This window comes from Streptomyces sp. NPDC039480, from assembly GCF_055597165.1.
Window position 1 is genome coordinate 54,953 of the sequence record NZ_JBVITX010000012.1, and the last position, 18,005, is coordinate 72,957.

The window sequence follows — 18,005 nt, forward strand, 5'->3', positions numbered from 1 at the left end:
GTAGGCTCCCCTGCCATGGAGCATGAGGTGTTCGTTCCGGTATCGGCAGAGCGGCTCCGGCAGGTCCTGGCCGACCCCGAGCGGGTCGCAGGGGCGGTCCCCGGACTTCAGCGCGACGCGGAGGAGACGGCGGGGCCGCTCTCCGGCCGCCTCAAGGTGCGCGTCGGCGGACACACGATCACCTACCGCGGCGCGGCGCGGACGGCTGCCCGCACCGACGGGACGTACACCGTCGAGGGCGAGGGCACGGAGGTCCGCGGCTCCGGTTCCGTGCGGCTGACGCTGACCGTGCGCCTTGTGTCGGCCGTCGAGGGGGCGACCCTCGTGTTCGGCGGCAGCGCGACCGCGGACGGCCGGATCACGGAAGGTTCTCCACAGGCTGTGGAATCCGCTGTCCGGCGCCTCCTGGACCGGTTCGCCGAGGGCCTCGGCGCGGCGGCGCCCCCCGACACGGCACCGAGCGACGACGTGGACGACATCGCCGACGTGGATGTCATCGACGACATCGATGACGTGGACGACATCGACGACATCGACGACGCCGACGACGGCATCAACCTCGACGACACCAACGTCCTCGACGAGGTGGACGGCATCGAAGACCTCGAAGACCTCGCGGACCTCGACGACGTGGACGACATCGGGGACATCGACGTACCGCCCGCCGAGGCCGCGCACGCGCGCCGCACCATGATCGGGCGCAGCGCCGAGGAGGTCGACCACGCCCCGCCCCGCGGCCGGTACGCGCCGGCGCCCGCCCCGGAGTCCCTCACCGCCAACGCCACGCTCCGCTGGGCCGCGCCCGCCGCCGCGCTAGCGCTGGCGTCGGCCATCGTCGTCGGCCGGGCCCTGCGCCGCCGCCGCTGACCGCTCACGCCGCGCCGACCGCCCACGTCGTAGGGTCGGCCCTGTGAGTACCGAAGACGTGACCCTCACCGCGGGCGACGCGGAAGTGATGGTGCAGCCGGGCAACGGCTGCCGCATCGGAAGTCTGCGCATCGGCGGCGTCGAGCTGCTGCGCCAAGGGAAGAAGTACGGCTGCTTCCCGATGGTGCCGTGGTGCGGCCGGATCAGGGACGGCCGGTTCCGCGACGGCGCGGTGGTCCACCAGATGCCGCTGAACTCCCCGCCGCACGCCATCCACGGCTTCGCCCGCGACGCCGAATGGCGTACGGCGCGCACCTCGAAGACCGAGGCCGTCTTCACGTACGACCTGACCGACCCCTGGCCCCACCCGGGCCGCGTCACCCAGATCGTGGAACTCGGCGAGGACGCGTTGACGCTGCGCCTCGGCATCGAGACGTACGGCGACTCCTTCCCCGCGCAGGCCGGCTGGCACCCGTGGTTCAACCGGGTTCTCGACGGCGGCGGCGAGCCCGTCCGCCTCGACTTCGACCCCGCCTGGCAGGAGGAGCGCGGCGACGACCACCTCCCCACCGGCCACCGCATCGACCGGAAGCCGGGCCCCTGGGACGACTGCTTCGGCATGCCGGACGGCGTCGACGTGACGCTGACCTGGCCCGAGCGGTTCGAGGTGAACGTCAAGAGCCGCGAGCAGTGGGTCGTCGTCTACGACGAGCAGGAGGCCGCGGTCTGCGTCGAACCGCAGACCGGCCCGCCGAACGGTCTCAACACCGACCCGCGCCTGGTCACCCCCATCGAGCCCCTGGAGACGGCGACGACGTGGACGTGGCGACGCCTTTAAGCTTCTGGACATGACTGACGTACGCGGCGAGCTGCTGCAGCAGATCAAGGACAAGGCCGTCGTGCACGGCAAGGTGACGCTCTCCTCCGGCCTGGAGGCCGACTACTACATCGACCTCCGCCGGATCACCCTCGACGGCGAGGCCGCCCCGCTGGTCGGCCAGGTCCTGCTCGACCTCACCGCCGACCTCGACTTCGACGCCGTGGGCGGCCTGACCATGGGCGCCGACCCGGTCGCGGGCGCGATGCTGCACGCGTCCGCCGCGCGCGGCAAGCGCCTCGACGCCTTCGTGGTCCGCAAGGCCGCCAAGGCGCACGGCATGCAGCGCCGCGTCGAGGGCCCCGACATCAAGGGCCGCCGTGTCCTGGTCGTCGAGGACACCTCCACCACCGGCGGCTCGCCGCTGACCGCCGTCGAGGCGGTCCGCGAGGCGGGCGCCGAGGTCGTCGGCGTCGCCACGATCGTGGACCGGGCCACCGGCGCCGGCGAGAAGATCACCGAGGGTGCGGGTGTGCCGTACCTCTTCGCGTACTCGAAGGACGACCTCGGCCTGGACTGAGAGCCTGTGTCCGGACCGGCGGTCGCGTCCGTGCGGCCCGCCGCGTCTGGAAAGATGGGGGCGACAATGTCGTCGCCCCCAGGTCAGGGTCCAGGCAGCACAGCACCCACCCGCACATCACAAGGAGCGGACACATGCCCATCGCAACTCCCGAGGTCTACGCCGAGATGCTCGACCGGGCGAAGGCAGGCAAGTTCGCCTACCCGGCGATCAACGTGACGTCCTCGCAGACGCTGCACGCGGCGCTGCGCGGCTTCGCCGAGGCCGAGAGCGACGGCATCATCCAGATCTCCACCGGTGGTGCGGAGTTCCTGGGCGGTCAGCACAGCAAGGACATGGTGACCGGCGCGGTCGCGCTCGCCGAGTTCGCGCACATCGTCGCCAAGAAGTACGGCATCACGGTCGCGCTGCACACGGACCACTGCCCCAAGGACAAGCTGGACGGCTATGTCCGCCCGCTCCTCGACATCTCCGCCGAGCGCGTCAAGGCCGGTCAGAACCCGCTGTTCCAGTCCCACATGTGGGACGGCTCCGCCGAGACCCTCGCCGACAACCTGGCCATCGGCCAGGAGCTGCTCGCGAAGGCCGCCGCCGCGAAGATCATCCTTGAGGTCGAGATCACCCCGACCGGCGGTGAGGAGGACGGCGTCAGCCACGAGATCAACGACGAGCTGTACACGACCGTCGACGACGCGCTGCGCACCGCCGAGGCCCTCGGCCTGGGCGAGAAGGGCCGCTACCTCCTCGCCGCCTCGTTCGGCAACGTGCACGGCGTCTACAAGCCGGGCAACGTCGTCCTGCGCCCCGAGCTCCTCAAGGACCTCCAGGAGGGCGTCGGCGCGAAGTACGGCAAGGCCGCCGGATCGCAGCCGTTCGACTTCGTCTTCCACGGCGGCTCCGGCTCGACCGCCGAGGAGATCGCGACCGCGCTGGAGAACGGCGTCGTCAAGATGAACCTCGACACCGACACGCAGTACGCCTTCACGCGTCCCGTCGCGGACCACATGTTCAAGAACTACGACGGCGTCCTGAAGGTCGACGGCGAGGTCGGCTCGAAGAAGACGTACGACCCGCGCACCTGGGGCAAGCTCGCCGAGGCCGGCATGGCGCAGCGCGTCACCGAGGCCTGCGCGAACCTGCGCTCCACGGGCACGAAGCTGAAGTAGTACCTGTTGTTCCGCGTGTGAAGGCCCTGGGTCGGTGACCCGGGGCCTTCGCCGTACCGGCATGCCGCAGACTTGGTCCCATGGCCATTCACAAGGATCTGCTCGGGGGACCGCCCCCGACCCACCTGCCCGACGACCCGGAGCCGCGCGAGCTCCTCGCGAACGGTGCGGCACCCGCCGACGTCGCCGCGAAGTACCCCACGTCCTCGCTCGCCTGGGCCCAGCTCGCCGACGAGGCGTACGAGCGCGGCAGCGTCGTCGAGTCGTACGCTTACGCCCGTACGGGGTACCACCGCGGCCTGGACTCCCTGCGCCGCAGCGGCTGGAAGGGCCACGGCCCGGTGCCGTGGGAGCACGAGCCGAACCGCGGCTTCCTGCGCGCCCTGCACGCCCTCGCGCGGGCGGCGCAGGCGATCGGCGAGCAGGAGGAGTACGAGCGCTGCGCGGGCTTCTTGCGGGAATCTTCCGAGACCGCGGCGAAGACGCTCGGCTGACGTGAGCGGGGTCCGGGGGCACCGCCACGGGGGCGCTGCCCCCGGACCCCCAGCTTCGGGGGCGCTGCCCCCGGACCCCCTTTTCGGCCTGAACGGCCTCGTCCTCAAACGCCGGACGGGCTGATATCGCCCGCCGCCGGGGAGGGATGGCAGCGGCGCCGGGGGAGTTTTTCAGGGGCGCGGGGAACTGCGCGACCAGCCACAGCGGACCCGCACCCGAAGAATCAACGCAAGGTCCCCAAAAGCTTCGCGTCGAACGGCGTCGCCTCCGCGAGGCGGCCCGTCATCGCCTTGTTCGCCCACTCCGCGTCAGCGATCAGCGCTCGGCCCACCGCGATCACGTCGAACTCGTCCCGCTCCATGCGGTCGAGGAGCAGGTCGATACCCGTCGTGGCGGTCTCGTTCGTCCAGCCGGGGCTGAGGAACTCCTTGTCGAGGCCCACCGAGCCGACCGACAGCGTGGCCTTTCCGGCGAGCTTCTTGACCCAGCCCGCGAGGTTCAGGTCGTCCCCGTCGAACTCGGGGAGCCAGTAGCGGCGCGTGGACGCGTGGAAGGCGTCGACGCCCGCGGCCGCCAAGGGGGCGAGCAGGGCGTCCAGTTCGGCGGGGTCGGCGGCGATCTTCTCGTCGTACGCGTTCGCCTTCCACTGCGAGAAGCGGAAGATCACGGGGAACGTCGGCGAGACCGCCGCGCGCACCGCCTCGACGATCTCGCGCGCGAAGCGGGTGCGGGAGGCGAGGTCGCCGCCGTAGCCGTCGGTGCGGCGGTTGGTGTTGCCCCAGAGGAACTGGTCGATCAAGTAGCCGTGGGCGCCGTGCAGTTCGACGCCGTCGAAGCCGATCCGCTCGGCGGCGGCCGCGCTGTCGGCGAAGGCCCCGATGACCGCGTCGATGTCGGCGCCGGTCATCGCGTGGCCCTTGGCGGTGCCGTCGAGGGCGAGGCCGGAGGGGCCCGCCGGCGGGGCGGAGGGGATCGGGCCCTGGCCCTCGTCGCGGGTCGCGCCGACGTGCCACAGCTGCGGGACGATCTTGCCGCCCGCCGCGTGCACGGCCTCGGCGACCCGCTGCCAGCCCGCCAGGGCGGCCTCTCCGTGGAAGCGGGGGACGCGGTGGCTGCTGCCGGCCGACGGGTGGTCGATGTACGTGCCCTCGGTGACGATCAGGCCGACGCCGCCCGCGGCGCGGCGCGCGTAGTACTCCGCCACGTCCTCGCCCGGCACGCCGTCCGGCGAGAACTCGCGGGTCATGGGAGCCATGGCGATGCGGTTGCGCAGGCTGAGGCCGTTGATGTCGAAGGGGCGGCCGAGGAGCTGGGCGGCTCGTGCGGCGGTCGTGTCCGTGGTGTCCGTCGTGGCCGGGGTGGCCGCGGGGTCCGTGCTCTTTGTGGTTTCCATGACAGCACTGTACGTACTTTGGGCATGTCTTGAGCAAGGCGGGTACCGTGAACCTCATGAACTGGCCCGCGACCGAGCGCCTCAGCCTGACCCCCGCGCCCGGCGGCCTCGCCCTCGTTCAGGAGCTTCTGAACACCGCGTCCGCCGGCCACTCCGACTCCGCCGACCTGCTCGCCGACGGTGAGCTCGGCCGTGCCCAGGAGTGGGCCGACCGGGCCGTGGGCGCCTGGGCGGGGGAGACCGGCCGGGGTGACGTGCGCCTGGTCCTCGCGGCCGAGGATCTGCTGAAGCTGCGCTGCCTGCGGGACCAGCTGCGGCGCGCGCTGGCCTCCACCGACCGGGATGGGGGTGCGGTCCGCTTCACCTCCGCGCCCGTGGTGGTCGCGCTGTCGGGCGACGGCGCGCTGACCGTGGAGCCGGAGGGTGCCGGTGCCCGCTGGCTGGCCTCCGCCGTGCTGGCCGAGGCGCTGGTGGCCCAGGCCTCGAACCTCTGGCGGCGGCTGAAGATCTGCCGCAACGAACTCTGTGCCGCCGCCTTCTACGACCGCTCCCGCAACAACAGCGGCGTCTGGCACTCGGTGCGCGGCTGTGGGAACGCCGCGCATCTGCGGGCCTGCCGGGAGCGCCGCCGGGCACAGCCTGAAAGCAGCGTAAAGCTTTAGGGGCTGTCCTCCCCCAAGGGTGTGCCTTGCCGATTGCGGGAAAGTTGCGGAAGATGCCGGTGGGGACCGGGGCCCCCGTGCCGGTAACGGCAGGGGCGGACCGCTACCCGGAGTACGTATCGAGGAGACAGCGATGTCCCCAGAGACGCATGAGGCATCCCCCGAGGAGCGCGCGGCGTCCACCGAGGTCCACGAGGCGGAGAGCCCGAACCTCGACTTCGCAGGCACCACCCCTTACGAGGACTACGTCCAGGCGGACGTCCTCACCCATCTGCAGCACCTGCGCTCGGACGACCCCGGCGAGATGGTCTTCCTGGTCACCACCCAGGTCATGGAGCTGTGGTTCACGGTGATCGTCCACGAGTGGGAGACCGCGGCGCACGCCCTGCGGCGCGACGACATCCCCACCGCGCAGAACGCGCTCAAGCGCAGCCTGCGCGAGCTGGAGGCCCTGAACGCCTCCTGGCGCCCGCTGGCCCAGCTCACGCCCGCCCAGTTCAACTCCTACCGCAGCTCGCTCGGCGAGGGCTCGGGATTCCAGTCCGCGATGTACCGCCGCATGGAGTTCCTGCTCGGCGACAAGTCCGCGTCCATGCTCGTCCCGCACCGGGGCGCGCCCCGCGTCCACGCGGAGCTGGAGAAGGCGCTGCACGAGCCGAGCCTCTACGACGAGGTGCTCAGCCTGCTCGCGCGGCGCGGGTACGCCGTCCCCGCGGCCGTCCTGGAGCGCGACCTGTCCAAGAAGTACGAGCCGTCGCCGGAGGTCGAGGCCGTCTGGACCGAGCTCTACTCCGGTGACGAGCACGCCGACCTGGCCCGCCTCGGCGAGACGCTGACGGACGTCGCCGAGCTGGTCTGGCGCTGGCGCAACGACCATCTGGTCGCCACCCGCCGTGCCATGGGCGCCAAGACGGGCACGGGCGGCTCGGCCGGTGTGGCCTGGCTGGAGAAGCGCGCGTCGAAGAACGTGTTCCCCGAGCTGTGGACTGCGAGGAGCCATGTCTGACCTGCGGAGCGAGGCCGAGGCGCTGGACTCCCGCGACGAACTCGCCGCCAAGCGCAAGGAGTTCGTCCTCGACGACACGGTCTACCTGGACGGCAACTCGCTGGGCGCCCTGCCCGCGCACGTGCCGGGACGGCTCGCCGAGGTCATGACCCACGAGTGGGGCAGGCTCCGCATCCGCTCGTGGGAGGAGAGCGGCTGGTGGACCGCGCCCGAGCGCATCGGTGACCGCATCGCCCCGCTGGTCGGCGCCGCGCCGGGCCAGATCGTCGTCGGCGACTCGACCAGCGTCAACGTCTTCAAGGCGCTGGTGGCGGCGGTCCGCATGGCGAGGGAAGGTCACGAGGGGCGTGCGGGGCGTGACGAGATCGTCGTCGACGCCACGACCTTCCCCACGGACGGATACATCGCCGAGTCGGCGGCCCGCCTCACCGGCTGCCGGCTGATACCGGTGGCCCCGGGCGACGTCCCCGGCGTACTCGGCGAGCGCACCGCCGCCGTCCTGCTCAACCACGCCGACTACCGCACAGGCCGCCTGCACGACCTGCCGGGCCTGACGGCGGCGGTCCACGCGGCGGGCGCCCGCGTCGTCTGGGACCTGTGCCACACGGCGGGCGCGCTGCCCGTCGGCCTGGACGCGCACGGCGTGGACCTCGCGGTGGGCTGCACCTACAAGTACCTGAACGGCGGCCCGGGTTCGCCCGCCTACCTCTACGTACGCGAAGGCCTCCAGCCCCGCTTCGACTCGCCGCTGCCCGGCTGGAACTCGCACGCCGAGCCCTTCGGGATGCGGCCCGCGTTCGAGGCGGCGGACGGGGCGCTGCGCGGGCGCGTCGGCACGCCCGACATCCTGTCGATGCTCGCCCTGGAAGCGGCGCTCGACGTCTGGGACGGCGTGTCCGTCGACGACGTGCGCGCCAAGTCCCTCGCCCTGACGGACTTCTTCCTGCGGTGCGTCGGCGCGTACGTGCCGCAGGGCAGGGTCGAGTCCCTCACCCCGGCCGCGCACGCCGAGCGCGGCAGCCAGGTCGCGCTGCGCTGCGAGGACGCGGGAGACGTGATGCGGCGCCTCGTCGAGCGGGGCGTCGTCGGGGACTTCCGCGCCCCTGACGTGCTGCGGTTCGGATTCACACCGCTGTACGTGTCCTTCGCGGACGCCGAGCGGGCGGCTCGTGTCCTCGCGGAGACCCTGGGCTGATAACGTCCGGCGGATCTTGCTCCCGCCGCTCCGTGTCCCGGAGCGGCGGGGGCGAGCCCGCCAGCCGTACCGCTGTTGAGAGGTTGCCGCATGCCGGACGACGCCGCCGTGGCCCGCGATGCCGCCGAGGCCGAAGCCGCCTTCTCGCATCCCGCCGTGGAGCCGGACGCCACCGCCGCGTACGGCGAACACCCCGACCAGATCGTCGACTTCTACGCGCCGAGGGGCGACGTGGGCATCCCCGCGCCCCTCGTCGTCCTGCTGCACGGCGGCGCGTGGCGCGCGCCCTACGACCGGCGGCACGTCACGCCGTTCGCCGACTTCCTCGCCCGCCGGGGCTTCGCGGTGGCCAACGCCGAGTACCGCAGGGGCAGTCCGATCCCCGCGCAGGGCGGCACGCGCCCGGTGGCCGGGCGCTGGCCCGAGACCTTCGACGACGTGGCCGCCCTCTTCGACGCGCTGCCCTCGCTCGTACGGGAGGCGCTGCCGTCGGCCGACCCGCGCCGCACCGTGGTGACCGGGCACTCGGCGGGCGGCCACCTCGCGCTGTGGGCCGCCGCCCGGCACGTCCTGCCCGCCGACGCGCCGTGGCGCACCGACCGCCCGGCCCCGCTGCGCGGCGTCGTCGCGCTCGCGCCGATCGCGGACTTCCGCGCCGCCGAGGAGCTGGCGGTCTGCGACGGCGCGTCGGCGCAACTCCTGGGCGGCGGCGACCGGTTCGAGGAGCGGCTGCCGTACGCCGACCCGGCCGCGCTGCTCCCGACGGGCATCGCCACGACCGTGGTGCAGGGCCGCACCGACATCGTCGTACCGCAGGCGGTGGCCGAGGCGTACGCCGACGCGGCCGCGAAGGCGGGCGAGGTCGTGGGGCTCACGCTCCTCGAGGACGTGGGCCACTTCCCGCTGATCGACCCGGCGGCGGACGCGTGTGCGGTGGTCGCGGAGGAGATCGCCCAACTGGCGTTCTGACGCGCCTGCGGCCGGTGCTCCGACGCGCCTGCGGGCGATGCTCTACGCGCCTGCGGGCGACGTTTCGATCATCCCTGGGGATACCCGTAGTACCTGAGAGCTACCCCGCCGCTGTATACCCCAGCGTGATGTGGGCGACAGCGCCCGATCCATAACTTCCTTTCCGTGAGAGCGAGTCGGAGCACCGGCCCGCACGGAAGCGGAAGGTATGGACGCGATGAGGATCCGGGCCGGGCGGCTGCGCCGCACCCTGTTGGCCTTCGGTGTCGCCGCCGCCGTGGTGGTCCCGGTGTCGGGCGCCGCTCGCCCGGAGATCCCGGCCCCGGCGCCCGCCGCGCTGGGCCGCGTCACGGCGGCGACGCTCCCCGAGGCGTACGCGGCGAACCGGGCGAACGCCACCGAGGCGGCTTCCCTCGCCGAGGGCTACGGCGCGGCCGACCGGGCCGCCGCGCTGCGCGCCATGGCCTCGCCCGGCCGGCAGTTCCTCGCCTTCGACGGGCGGGGCACCGGCCGCACCGCCGAGGTCGTCGGCGACCTGGCGGGCGCGGACCGCGTCGCCGTCCTGGTGCCGGGCTCCGATACGTCCCTCGACTCGTACGGCAGGCTGCGGTCCGGCGCCCTCGCCCTGCACGCGGAGCTCGGCCCGCGCACGGCCGTCGTGGCGTGGCTCGGCTACGAGACGCCGGGCACGGTCAGCCCCGCCGTCCTGACCACCGGCCGCGCGGACGACGCGGCGCCCGCACTGCGCTCCTTCGTCGACGGCCTGCGCGGCATCAACGCCCACGCGCGCGTGTCCCTGCTCTGCCACTCGTACGGCTCGGTGGTGTGCGGCAGTGCCGCCTCGGGGCCGCGCGGCCTGGACGTCGCCGACATCGCGCTATACGGCAGTCCCGGCACCGGCGTCGACGACGCGCAGGAGCTGCACACGCGGGCCCGGATCTGGGCGGGCCGGGGCGCCGCCGACTGGATCGCCGACGTGCCGCACACCAGCGCCGACGTCTTCGGCACGACCGTCGGCTTCGGCACCGACCCGGTCTCCGCCGGCTTCGGCGCCCGCGTCTTCGCGGCGGGCGACGGCGGCCACAGCGACTACCTCAGGCCGGGCTCGGTCGCGCTCGGCAACCTCGCACGGATCGTGCGCGGCGATCACCCGGAGGTCACTCATGCGTGAGCGTCGGCTGCCAGGTCTCAAGCTGCCCTTTCCCGATCTGTCCCGACTCGCCGAGCGGGTCGACGCCGCCACGCCTCCCGGCCGTGACCGTGCCGTCGACGCCCTGCGGGCCTTCGCCATCCTCGGGGTGGTGGGCGGCCACTGGCTGGTCACCGCCCTCGTGTCGGACGGCGGCACGCTGCGCGCCGCCAGCCCGCTGAAGGACATGCCGTGGCTCGCGCCGGTCTCCTGGGTCCTCCAGACGCTCGCCGTGTTCTTCCTGGTGGGCGGGCACGTGGCGGCGAAGAGCTACGCGTCGGCGCGGGCGCGCGGCACCGGGTACCTCCCGTGGCTGACGGCCCGCATCGGCCGCCTCTTCCGGCCGGTCGCCGCGGTGCTCGCGCTGTGGACCGCCGTCGGCGCGGGCCTTGTCCTGTCGGGCGCGGCCCCGGACACGGTGCACACGCTGGTGAAGCTGGCGCTGTCACCCCTGTGGTTCCTGCTGGCCTTCGCCGGTCTCACCGCGGCGACCCCGCTGGTGCGGCGGCTCAACCCGCTGTGGCCGCTGGCCGTCGTTCTCCACGTGGATCTCGTACGGTTCGGTTTCGGCGGCCCCGCCTGGCTCGGCTGGGTCAACCTGGCGGCGGGCTGGCTCGTGCCGTACACGCTGGGCGCGGCCTGGGCGCGCGGTGAGCTGACGCGGCACTCGGGCCGGGTGCTGCTGGTGGGCGGCGCGGCGGCCACCGCCGGTCTCGTCCTGTGGGCCGGCTATCCCGCCTCGATGGTCGGCGTCCCGGGCGAGCCGATGTCGAACCTGAACCCGCCCACGCTGGCGGCCGTCACCTTCGGTCTCGCCCAGTGCGGCCTGGCCCTGCTGCTGCGGGAGCCGCTGGCGCGGTGGCTGCGGCGGCCCGCGGCCTGGGCCGCGGTGGCCCTCGTGAACCTCTCCGCGATGACGATATTCCTCTGGCACCAGACGGCACTGATGGCGGTCACCGCGCTCGGCCTGCTCCCCGGGAGCCTCTTCGGCGGGGGCCCGCTGCCCGGCCTGCACACGGTGCCGGACGGGCCGGGCTGGGTGCTCGCCCGGCTCGGCTGGCTGCCGGTGTTCGCGCTGGGGCTCGCGGTGTGCTGGGCGGCGTTCCGGACGTACGAGGGAGGGGGCCGCCGGGTGCGGCACGGCACCGGAGGCGGGGGAGCGGAGGCGGTGCCGCGTGCCTAGGGTTGATCTTGTGGAGGGTGACGGCCGCGGGCGCGGCGACAGCGAGCGGTTCGACGGGGCCGTCGCGGCCGGAGTGCGGGCCCTGTGCAAGGAGCTGTGGACGGCCGCGCCGATGCCGCTGCCGCCGCTCTGGCGGCCGCGGCTGCTCCGCTGGCTGCCGCACTTCGTGATCGTGTGGATCGCCGTCGGCACGCTGCTCGGCAACCTCGACCAGCTGTCCGCCCGCTACCGGCTCGGCTACACGGTCGGCTCGTTCCTGTCCCTGGGCCAGACCGCGGCGCTCCTGCTCGCACTGGTGCGCCCGGTCCCCGCGTGGTGGCTGTCGCTCGGGGCGAACGTCTCGGCCGCCGCCCTGACGGCGATGCCGGCCGACCAGGAGCACGAACCCTGGCCCTGGGGCCCGCCCTCGCTCGTCGCGCACGCCACGGTGCTGCTGCTCCTCACCCTGCGGCTGCCGCCCCGGGCCGCCTGGGCCGCCTGCGCCCTCAGCGTCGGCGTGCCCGGACTGCTGCAACAGACGATGAACCCCGGCGCGTACGACACCACGGTGCCGCTCTCGGCGGTCGTCTTCGGCGCCGTCACCCTCATCGGCACGCTGCTGCGCGGCCGCCGCGAGGCCCGCAGCCGGCTCGTCGAGCAGGAGACGCTCACCGCCGAGGAGCGGGCCCGCCGCACGCTCCTGGAGGAGCGCAGCCGCATCGCCCGCGAGCTGCACGACGTGGTCGCCCATCACATGTCCGTGATCTCCATCCAGGCGCAGGTCGCCCCGCACCTGGTGAAGGACCCGCCCGACGAGCTCAGGGAGAACCTCGCGGGCATCCGGGCGAACGCCCTGGAGGCCCTCACCGAACTCCGCCGCGTCCTCGGTGTCCTGCGCTCGGAGCACCCCGACGACCCGGAGGCCGCGCCGCAGTCCCCGCTGCCCACCCTGGAGCGCCTCGACGGCCTCGTCGACAACGCGCGCGCGGCCGGACTGACCGTCCACCGCGAGAGCGCGGGCGAGCCGCGCCCGCTGCCGCCCGGCGTGGACCTGTCGGCGTACCGCATCGTGCAGGAGGCGCTCAGCAACGCGATCCGGCACGCGCCGGGCTCGACGGTACGGATCGGTCTCGCGTACACACGGGCCGGGCTGAGCGTCCGCGTCACCGACTCCGGCGCGCGCGGCGCGGCGCCGCCCTCGCCCGGCGCGGGCCACGGGCTGCTCGGCATGCGGGAGCGGGCGGCCATGCTGGGGGGCGACCTCGTCACAGGCCCCACCCCGGACGGCGGCTACGAGGTCGCCGCCTTCCTGCCGACCGACGCCCCACCGACCGACGCCCTGCCGACCGACACCCCGCCCACCACCGCTCGGCCGACCCACGGAGAGACCGCACCATGACCATCAAGGTCCTGATCGCCGACGACCAGATCATGGTCAGGCAGGGCTTCTCCGTCCTGCTGAACGCGGAGCCGGACATCGAGGTGACCGGCCAGGCCGTCGACGGCGTGGACGCGGTCGCCCAGGTTGCCGAGCTCGTGCCGGACGTGGTCCTCATGGACATCCGCATGCCCGAGCTGAGCGGCATCGAGGCGACCCGCCGCATCACGGCCGCCCGGCCCGAGGTGCGGGTGCTCGTCCTGACCACCTTCGACCTCGACGAGTACGTGTACGAGGCGCTGCGCGCTGGCGCCTCCGGTTTCCTGCTGAAGGACGCGTCGGCGGACCAGCTCGCCGAGGCGGTCCGCGTGGTGGCGGCGGGCGACGCGCTGCTCGCGCCGGGGATCACACGGCGCCTCATCGCCGAGTTCTCCCGGCTGGACGGCGGCCCGCGCGGCCCGCTCAGGTCCCGCGTCGGCGACCTCACCGAGCGCGAGACGGAGGTGCTCGCGCTGATCGCGCAGGGCCTGTCGAACGCGGAGATAGCGGCGCGGCTCGTCGTCGCCGAACAGACCGTGAAGACGCACGTCGGCCGCATCCTGGTGAAACTGGGCCTGCGCGACCGCACGCAGGCGGCGGTGTTCGCGTACGAGTCGGGGGTGGTCCGTCCGTCGGGAGGCCTCTGAGGTCTCTGAGGCCTCCGACAAGGGCCCCGAGTAGTACTTGCGACGGACCTTCCCGAACCCGTCCTGGTGCGGACGACCGCCCGGCCGCGCCCCCGTACCTTCGTAGACGTGACCGATACGACTGAGCAGCTCAAGGCCAGAGGCCGGCAGAGCCCCGAGTTCCACTTCGTGCGGGAGGCCTTCGGCGGCCTGCGCGAGGCGCTGTTCCGCGACGCCTTCGCCTACCGGATGCTGCCGCCGAGGACGACGGAGGGGCTGACGGCCCGCCTCCTGCCGAAGCGGATACGCGGGCACGCGGTCTGGGCCCCGCACGTCCTGGTGGTCGTGGCGGCCCTGATCACGATGTCCATCGCCTACCAGGTGGGCCTGGGCGGCAACGAGCTCTCCCACCTCCTCACCGGCTTCATCCCGGCGGCCGCCGTCCTGATGACCCTGGTCAGGCCGGTCGGCGCCTTCTGGGTCTCGCTGGCCTCCACCCCGTTCACCGCGGTGCTCGGCAACACCTGGGACGGCTGGCCGTGGACGCCCTCCGCGTTCTTCGCGCACATCGTGGTGATGGTCGTCGTCGCGGCCAGGAACGGCCCGCGCACCGCCGCGTGGATGTGGCTCGCCACAGCGGCGTTCGGAGTGGTCATGGAGGTGGGTCTCGGCTCGCCCGGCTCCTCCGACGCCCCGATGATGCTGTTCTTCTCCGCGCTCGCCCTGCTCGTCACCACCGTGATCCACGTGCGCCGCGAGGCGCAGCGCGAGGTCACCGTGCAGCGCACCGTCACCGCCATCGAGCGCGACAAGCGGACCCTCCTGGAGGAGCGCACCACCATCGCCCGCGAGCTGCACGACGTCGTCGCGCACCACATGTCGGTGGTCGCCATCCAGGCGGAGGCCGCGCCCTACCGCGTGGAGAACCCGCCGCCCGAGCTGGAGCAGGCCTTCGTGACGATCCGCGAGAACGCGGTGTCGGCGCTCACCGAGCTGCGCCGCGTCCTCGGTGTCGTACGGGCGGAGGACTACGAGGCGCCGGACGCCCCGCAGCCCACCCTCGCCGACCTCGACCGGCTCCTCGCCAACGTCCGCGAGGCCGGCCTGACCGTCGACAAGGTCGTCACCGGAGCGGTCCGCGAGCTGCCGCAGGGCGTGGAGCTGTCGGCGTACCGCATCGTGCAGGAGGCGCTGAGCAACAGCCTGCGCCACGCGCCGGGCGCCGCCGCCCGCGTCGAGGTCGGCTACGTCCTCGGCGGCCTGGGCCTGCGCATCGTGAACGGTCCGGCGACCGGCCTGGTCAAGCCGTCCCCGGGGGCGGGCCACGGCATCACGGGGATGCGTGAGCGCGTCACGATGCTGAACGGCGAGATGACGGCGGAGCCGACGGCCGAGGGCGGTTACGAGGTGACGGTGTTCCTGCCGGTGCCGCTCGCGGACCGCCTCGACCCGGCGGGAGAGGACGCATGACGATCAAGGTCCTGATCGCCGACGACCAGATGATGGTCCGCGAGGGCTTCTCCGTCCTCCTGAACGCCATGCCCGACATCGAGGTGATCGGCGAGGCCGTGAACGGCAGGGAGGCGGTCACCAAGGTCGCCGAGCTCGCGCCCGACGTGGTCCTGATGGACATCCGCATGCCGGAGCTGAACGGCATCGAGGCGACCCGCGAGATCGTCGCGTCCGAGGGCGGCACGGACGGGTGCAAGGTGCTCGTCCTGACCACCTTCGACCTCGACGAGTACGTGTACCAGGCGTTGCGCGCCGGGGCCTCCGGCTTCCTCCTCAAGGACGCGTCGGCCCGCCAGCTGGCGGACGGCGTACGCGTGGTGGCGTCCGGCGAGGCGCTGCTCGCACCGACCGTCACCCGCCGTCTGATCACGGAGTTCTCGAAGCTGGCCGAGGCGCCGCGGCTCTCGTCGGCCGTCCAGGCACAGCAGTACGGCGAGCTCACCGAGCGCGAGACGGAGGTGCTCGTCCTCATCGCGCAGGGCCTGTCGAACGCGGAGATCGCCTCCCGTCTCGTGGTCGCCGAGTCCACCATCAAGACGCACGTCAGCCGGGTCCTGGTGAAGCTGGGCCTGCGGGACCGCACGCAGGCCGCGGTGTTCGCGTACGAGGCGAGGCTGGTCACGCCGGGGTAGTGCCACGAGGGGGTGCGAGCACCTAGCGTCCCTGCATGGACGCAGCCGATGCAGCCGACGCCCCCGACGAAGCGGACGCCCCCTTCGACCCCTCGTCACCCGCCTTCCTGGCCGACCCGTACCCGGCGTACGCGGCCCTGCGGGAGAGCGGCCGGGTCCACCACTACGCGCCCACCGGCCAGTGGCTGGTCCCGCACCACGCGGACGTCGCCGCCCTCCTGCGCGACCGCCGCCTGGGCCGCACCCACCTGCACCGTTTCTCGTACGAGGAGTTCGGCCGCGAGGCCCCGCCCCCGGAGCACGAGCCGTTCCACGTCCTCAACGACAACGGCATGCTCGACCTGGAGGCACCCGCCCACACCCGCATCCGCCGCCTGGTCTCCCAGGCGTTCACGCCCCGCACCGTCGAGCAACTGAGGCCATACGTCCACGGGTTGGCGGACCGGCTGGCGCGCGGCCTGGCGGCGGACGGCGGCGGGGCCCTGGCGGCCCGCGTCGCCGAGCCGCTGCCCGTGGCGGTCATCGCACAGCTGCTGGGCATCCCGGAGAGCGACCGGCCCCTCCTCCGCCCCTGGTCGGCGGCGATCTGCGGCATGTACGAGCTGCACCCGTCCGAGGAGACGGCGGCGCGGGCGGTACGGGCGTCCCTCGAATTCACCGCGTACCTCACGGAGCTGATCGCGGGACGCCGCAGGAAGCCGGGCGACGACCTGCTCTCCGCGCTGATCGCGGCCCACGACGAGGGCGATGCGCTCACCGAGCAGGAGATGATCTCGACCTGTGTGCTCCTGCTCAACGCGGGCCACGAGGCGACGGTGAACGCCACGGTCAACGGCTGGTACGCGCTGTTCCGCAACCCCGCCCAGCTGGCGGCCCTGCGCGCGGACCCGGACGGACTGACCCCCACGGCCGTCGAGGAGCTGCTGCGCCACGACACGCCCCTGCAACTCTTCGAGCGCTGGGTCCTCGACGACATCGAGATCGGCGGAGTGACGGTCCCACGCGGTTCGGAGCTCGCGCTCCTCTTCGGCTCGGCCAACCACGACCCGGCCGTCTTCGACGCCCCCGCCACCCTCGACCTGGCCCGCCGCGACAACCCGCACATCTCCTTCAGCGCGGGCATCCACTACTGCATCGGCGCACCCCTGGCCCGCATGGAGCTGACGGCGTCCCTCGGTGCGCTGCTGCGCCGGGCCCCGGGCCTGCGCCTCGCCGCGGAGCCCGAACGCAGGCCGAACTTCGTGATCCGGGGGTTCAAGGAACTCCTGGTCGAGGTGTGAGCCGGGCCAGCGCAAGCCCCACGCCTCATCGGGCCAGCGCAAGCCCCACACCTCACCGCGGCAGCGTCAGCCGCCACGCCTTCGGATGGACCGTCCAGGTCCGCGTCCGCACCGGGCCCGCCACCACCGCGTCCGCCCGGTACCGGAAGTCCGCCCCCGACACCGTCACCGTCCGCGCCCGCACCCGCACCGGCGCCGCCTCCGCGCCCACCGAGGTCGGCCTGACCTCCACCTGGGCGAGGCCGCCGGGCCCCGCGGTGACGTGCACGGTCTCGACCGGCTGGTCCAGGTCGACCAGCGTGACGCCGTCCGCCTCGACCCGCAGCCGGGCCGGGGAGCGCCCGTCGGCCGCCGCGGGCCGCGCGGGGCGGGCGGCGAGGGTCCGCACGATGGACTGGCAGGTCCGCAGCCAGGCGTGCCCCTCCGCGGCGGCCCCGGCGGGCACGCGGGTCGCGGCGCCGACAGCGGAACCCCGGGCGACGGCCGACGCCCCCACGGGCGGGATGCGCAGATCGCCGAGGACGACCCCGTCGCTGTCGTCGACGAGCAGATCGAGCCGCCGCTCGGCCCCCTCCAGCACGGCCCGCGCCGCGGCGACCGCCCCGGCGGGCACTCCCAGCCCCCGCGCGAGCGTCTGCGAGGCGCCCACAGGCACGACGGAAAGCACACATCCGGCGAGGTCGCGCTCCCGGTGGAGCACCCCCACCGCCCGCAGCAGCGCCCGGTCGTCCCCGATCACCACGAGACGCCGGGCACCCCGTCTGGCCAGGGCTTTCGCGAAGTCCTCGGGGCCTTCGGGCAGACAGAAACGGACCGCGGCACCCGCACTGAGTACGTCCTTCGCGATCCGTACCGACTCACCGTCCGTGCGCCGGGCGACCGGGTCGATGACGACTAGAAGCTGGTCGCGAGCCGACAACGTGCGCCCTTTCTTTTAGCCGTTCTTTGAGACCTCGGGTAGCATCTTTGTGCAAGAGCCCCTTGCGCTATTGCGCCAGGGGCTTCGTCTATTCCGGGGCAGCATCCAAGGCACACCC

The 18,005-nt window shown here is 73.3% G+C and carries 18 protein-coding genes; 16 read left to right on the forward strand and 2 right to left on the reverse strand.

Annotation, left to right across the window (positions count from 1 at the left end):
* Positions 1-15: 15 nt before the first annotated feature.
* The 5 genes from ACZ56E_RS31735 to ACZ56E_RS31755 all read left to right on the forward strand — a co-directional run bounded on the left by ACZ56E_RS31735 (position 16) and on the right by ACZ56E_RS31755 (position 3,924).
* Positions 16-867 carry an SRPBCC domain-containing protein gene (locus tag ACZ56E_RS31735; protein WP_471219441.1) on the forward strand — a complete coding sequence of 284 codons (852 nt, stop codon included), beginning with the start codon at positions 16-18 and terminating at the stop codon, positions 865-867.
* A 43-nt stretch (positions 868-910) separates the two neighbouring features.
* Complete coding sequence (locus tag ACZ56E_RS31740; RefSeq protein ID WP_471219443.1) at positions 911-1,705, forward strand: aldose epimerase family protein; 795 nt, start codon at positions 911-913, stop codon at positions 1,703-1,705.
* Between the two features lie 10 nt (positions 1,706-1,715).
* Complete coding sequence (pyrE, locus tag ACZ56E_RS31745; protein ID WP_062774598.1) at positions 1,716-2,264, forward strand: orotate phosphoribosyltransferase; 549 nt, start codon at positions 1,716-1,718, stop codon at positions 2,262-2,264.
* Between the two features lie 134 nt (positions 2,265-2,398).
* Positions 2,399-3,430 (forward strand): class II fructose-bisphosphate aldolase, encoded by a 1,032-nt coding sequence (gene fbaA, locus ACZ56E_RS31750; RefSeq protein WP_468608123.1) that lies wholly within the window; start codon positions 2,399-2,401, stop codon positions 3,428-3,430.
* An 80-nt stretch (positions 3,431-3,510) separates the two neighbouring features.
* Positions 3,511-3,924: a DUF3151 domain-containing protein gene (locus tag ACZ56E_RS31755; protein ID WP_471219446.1), complete on the forward strand. Its 414-nt coding sequence runs from the start codon at positions 3,511-3,513 to the stop codon at positions 3,922-3,924.
* A gap of 224 nt (positions 3,925-4,148) precedes the next feature.
* On the opposite strand, the gene ACZ56E_RS31760 is transcribed toward ACZ56E_RS31755, so the two are convergent.
* Positions 4,149-5,318 (reverse strand): NADH:flavin oxidoreductase, encoded by a 1,170-nt coding sequence (locus tag ACZ56E_RS31760; RefSeq protein ID WP_471219449.1) that lies wholly within the window; start codon positions 5,316-5,318, stop codon positions 4,149-4,151.
* Positions 5,319-5,374: 56 nt separating this feature from the next.
* Here ACZ56E_RS31760 and ACZ56E_RS31765 point away from each other — a divergent pair, with 56 nt between their 5' ends.
* From ACZ56E_RS31765 to ACZ56E_RS31815, 11 genes are all read left to right on the forward strand, one after another.
* On the forward strand, positions 5,375-5,980 hold the full coding sequence (locus ACZ56E_RS31765; protein ID WP_471219450.1) for a CGNR zinc finger domain-containing protein: 606 nt from the start codon (positions 5,375-5,377) through the stop codon (positions 5,978-5,980).
* A 133-nt stretch (positions 5,981-6,113) separates the two neighbouring features.
* On the forward strand, positions 6,114-6,986 hold the full coding sequence (locus tag ACZ56E_RS31770) for a tryptophan 2,3-dioxygenase family protein (RefSeq protein WP_468090668.1): 873 nt from the start codon (positions 6,114-6,116) through the stop codon (positions 6,984-6,986).
* Complete coding sequence (gene kynU, locus ACZ56E_RS31775) at positions 6,979-8,181, forward strand: kynureninase (protein ID WP_471219452.1); 1,203 nt, start codon at positions 6,979-6,981, stop codon at positions 8,179-8,181. Before ACZ56E_RS31770 ends, kynU begins: the two co-directional genes overlap by 8 nt.
* Before the next feature lie 90 nt (positions 8,182-8,271).
* Positions 8,272-9,150: an alpha/beta hydrolase gene (locus tag ACZ56E_RS31780; RefSeq protein ID WP_471219454.1), complete on the forward strand. Its 879-nt coding sequence runs from the start codon at positions 8,272-8,274 to the stop codon at positions 9,148-9,150.
* 217 nt (positions 9,151-9,367) lie between these two features.
* A complete protein-coding gene (locus ACZ56E_RS31785; RefSeq protein ID WP_471219829.1) occupies positions 9,368-10,321 on the forward strand; it encodes an alpha/beta hydrolase in 954 nt (317 codons plus the stop codon).
* Positions 10,314-11,522, forward strand: coding sequence for an acyltransferase family protein (locus ACZ56E_RS31790; protein ID WP_471219456.1), 1,209 nt, complete (start codon positions 10,314-10,316; stop codon positions 11,520-11,522). The genes ACZ56E_RS31785 and ACZ56E_RS31790 overlap by 8 nt, the downstream gene beginning before the upstream one ends.
* A gap of 10 nt (positions 11,523-11,532) precedes the next feature.
* Complete coding sequence (locus tag ACZ56E_RS31795) at positions 11,533-12,900, forward strand: sensor histidine kinase (protein WP_471219458.1); 1,368 nt, start codon at positions 11,533-11,535, stop codon at positions 12,898-12,900.
* Positions 12,897-13,565 carry a response regulator gene (locus tag ACZ56E_RS31800; RefSeq protein ID WP_471219460.1) on the forward strand — a complete coding sequence of 223 codons (669 nt, stop codon included), beginning with the start codon at positions 12,897-12,899 and terminating at the stop codon, positions 13,563-13,565. Before ACZ56E_RS31795 ends, ACZ56E_RS31800 begins: the two co-directional genes overlap by 4 nt.
* Positions 13,566-13,673: 108 nt before the next feature.
* Positions 13,674-15,014 carry a sensor histidine kinase gene (locus ACZ56E_RS31805; RefSeq protein WP_471219462.1) on the forward strand — a complete coding sequence of 447 codons (1,341 nt, stop codon included), beginning with the start codon at positions 13,674-13,676 and terminating at the stop codon, positions 15,012-15,014.
* Positions 15,011-15,688, forward strand: a complete 678-nt coding sequence (locus ACZ56E_RS31810; RefSeq protein ID WP_468608143.1) for a response regulator — start codon at positions 15,011-15,013, stop codon at positions 15,686-15,688. Before ACZ56E_RS31805 ends, ACZ56E_RS31810 begins: the two co-directional genes overlap by 4 nt.
* Positions 15,689-15,723: 35 nt before the next feature.
* On the forward strand, positions 15,724-16,968 hold the full coding sequence (locus ACZ56E_RS31815) for a cytochrome P450 (protein ID WP_471219464.1): 1,245 nt from the start codon (positions 15,724-15,726) through the stop codon (positions 16,966-16,968).
* 52 nt (positions 16,969-17,020) lie between these two features.
* Here the strand turns inward: ACZ56E_RS31815 and ACZ56E_RS31820 are convergent, their stop codons facing one another.
* Positions 17,021-17,887, reverse strand: a complete 867-nt coding sequence (locus ACZ56E_RS31820) for a diacylglycerol kinase family protein (protein WP_471219466.1) — start codon at positions 17,885-17,887, stop codon at positions 17,021-17,023.
* Between the last annotated feature and the right edge of the window lie 118 nt (positions 17,888-18,005).